2 protein-coding genes and 1 pseudogene are annotated in these 2,526 nt (G+C 65.0%); 1 reads left to right on the top strand and 2 read right to left on the bottom strand.

Annotation, left to right across the window (positions count from 1 at the left end):
• Nucleotides 1–278: 278 nt before the first annotated feature.
• The gene (greA, locus tag EOA27_RS31590; protein ID WP_126078398.1) at nucleotides 279–761 is read right to left on the bottom strand and encodes a transcription elongation factor GreA; all 483 of its coding nucleotides are present in this window, start codon (nucleotides 759–761) and stop codon (nucleotides 279–281) included.
• Between the two features lie 107 nt (nucleotides 762–868).
• On the opposite strand from greA, the gene EOA27_RS31585 reads away from it, so the two are divergent.
• On the top strand, nucleotides 869–2,245 hold the full coding sequence (locus EOA27_RS31585; protein ID WP_126078399.1) for a TIGR03808 family TAT-translocated repetitive protein: 1,377 nt from the start codon (nucleotides 869–871) through the stop codon (nucleotides 2,243–2,245).
• Here EOA27_RS31585 and EOA27_RS31580 read toward each other — a convergent pair.
• Nucleotides 2,242–2,526, bottom strand: a pseudogene (locus EOA27_RS31580) (SAM-dependent methyltransferase); the annotation flags it as partial. The gene EOA27_RS31585 and the pseudogene EOA27_RS31580 overlap by 4 nt on opposite strands.

Below are 2,526 nucleotides of genomic sequence, written 5' to 3'. Positions count from 1 at the left end.
CTTCTGAACCTCGTCATTCCAGGGCGGAGCAAGGAGCGAAGCGACGCGCGCAGACCCTGGAATCCATGCCGTTACCTGGACCGAAATGTGCAACGGTGCAGAATTCTGGACCGCCGCGGCGCTTCCAAGTCACGGCATGGATCCTCGGGTCTGCGCGCGTCGCTTCGCTCCTTGCTCCGCCCGTGGATGACGACCGCGATAGGCGTCTCGGCCAATCGCCAAGGCAGGGGACCTGCAACGCACACCAACCAACCGGTCAAATCTTCTGTATTGAGGAACTAATTCTCGGCCTTGTCCGAGAGCTTGACGATTTCCCATTCCTTGCCATTGACGGTGACGACTTCGCCAACCTTCTTGCCGAACAGCGCCACGGCCATCGGCGAGACATGGGAAATCGAGCCCTTCGACGGGTCGGCCTCGTCCTCGCCGACGATGCGCCAGTGCACCTTCTTGCCGTCGTCGCCTTCCAGCGTGACGCCCATGCCGAAGCGCACCACGTCGCTGCCGGCTTCCGGCACCGAAAGCTCGGCATTCTCGCGCCGCGCGGTCCAGTAACGCAGGTCGCGCGAAACCACCGCGATGCGCTCGCGGTCACCCTTGCGTTCGGCCTTGGCGAGCATATCACGCAGGTCGGCGAGGTTGTCCTCGATCATCGCAAGGCCGCGCTCCGTCACCAGATTGCGGTGCGTGCTGACCGGGCGTTCGCCGACGCCGGCAATGGCGTTTTCGCTGTCTTCTTCGCGGGTGAAAGCTCTGCTCATACAAATGAACTTAGGCTTGGCGAGGCGACTGCACAAGCGGTTTGCCGGTAAGGCCATGCTGGCACGATTCCTGCGACAGACAGGGCGAAACGCCAGGACCTGTGCCGATGTTGAACAGACGAACGCTGCTTGCCCAGGCCGCCGGCTTCGCCGCCGCCGGCGTCTTTGCCGGCAAGGCATCGGCGAAGTCGCTGCCCGGCATCGAAATGGCCGCGATGCGCGGCTCGATCGATGCCACCGAGATCGGCGTGCAGCCAGGCGCGGTCGACGACCAGAGCAAGGCTTTCGCCAGGATGCTGGCCGAGGCCAGCGATCGCGACCAGCCGGTGTTCCTGCCGCCCGGCACCTATCTCGTGTCGAACCTCAAGCTGCCTGCCCGCGTGCGCCTGTCGGGCGTGCCCGGCGCGACGCGCATCGTCTATGGCGGCAACGGCCATCTGATGATGGCGGAACAGGCCGAGCATATCGAGCTCACCGGCCTGGTCTTCGACGGCAGCAACCGCTGGCTGGCCGACTACGCGCAGGGGCTGCTCGACCTGCGCCGCGTCGCCCATCTGACAATCGACAACTGCCAGGTGACCGGCAGCGGCAAGAACGGGCTGGCGCTCGAGCACGCTGTCGGCCGCATCGGCCGCTGCGATATTTCCGGCGCGGCGGACGCCGGCATCTATTCGATCGAGGCCGGCGGGCTGGAGATCTCCGGCAACTCGGTGTCCGACTGCGCCAATGGCGGCATCCTCGTGCATCGCTGGCAGGCGGCGGAGGATGGTACCATCGTCAGCGGCAACCGCGTCCAGAGGATCGGCGCGCGCAGCGGCGGCACCGGCCAGAACGGCAACGGCATCAACGCCTTCCGCGCCGGCAACGTCATCATCTCCGGCAACGTCGTCTCCGACTGCGCCTTCACCGCGATCCGCGCCAACAGCGCCAGCAATTTGCAGATCACCGGCAACACCTGCTCGCGCTCCGGCGAGACCGGGATCTATTCGGAATTCTCCTTCGAAGGCGCGATCCTCAGCAACAATCTCGTCGACGGCGCCGCCAACGGCATCTCGATCGTCAATTTCAACGAAGGCGGCCGCATGGCCGTCTGCTCGAACAATATCGTGCGCAACCTGACGACGGTTGGACCCTACACCGCCGACCCACCAGGTTTCGGCGTCGGCATCAGCGCCGAGGCCGACACGACGGTTTCCGGCAATGTCGTCGAGAACGCGCCGCTCTATGGCATGCAGCTCGGGTGGGGGCCGTATCTGCGCAATGTCGTGGCGACCGGCAATATCATCCGTAAGGCAGGCACTGGCATCGTCGTTTCGGTCGTCGAAGGGTCCGGCACGGCCGTCATTTCGGACAACGTCATCGACGGCGCGAAAAACGGCGCCATCATCGGCCAGCGCTGGGCCGATCCGGTGACCGGGGACCTCACCCAGTCAACCGATACGGGCTACGCGCATCTCACCGTTGAGCGCAACAAGGTCAGTTAGACCGAAGCCACGATAATGTGCGCCTGGATCTTGGCGGCAACCGCGCCGCGGCCATGTCTGTCGGCGATCGCGGCTTCCGCATAATCGGTCGCGGACGCCAAGCTCCCGGCCTCCCTCGCCTCTATCTCGTTGCGAAGAAGCGTTCCTTGGCAATAGGCGACGGCCGGAACCCGCGGCGAGGATGCGCGGCTCTGCTCGGCCCTCGTATCGATCGCCACGTCGGAGAATCCGGCGGCAGCCAGATCGGCGCGGATCAAATCCTTGTCGTGATAACCGTGCGG

It is taken from the genome of Mesorhizobium sp. M2A.F.Ca.ET.037.01.1.1 (assembly GCF_003998075.1).
GTDB lineage: Bacteria > Pseudomonadota > Alphaproteobacteria > Rhizobiales > Rhizobiaceae > Mesorhizobium.
This window is presented reverse-complemented; position numbering and strand designations above follow the sequence as displayed.

Bases quoted from the DNA above. Each gene is read 5' to 3' on its own strand.
- greA (WP_126078398.1), bottom strand. From the start codon at position 761: ATGAGCAGAGCTTTCACCCGCGAAGAAGACAGCGAAAACGCCATTGCC.
- EOA27_RS31585 (WP_126078399.1), top strand. From the start codon at position 869: ATGTTGAACAGACGAACGCTGCTTGCCCAGGCCGCCGGCTTCGCCGCC.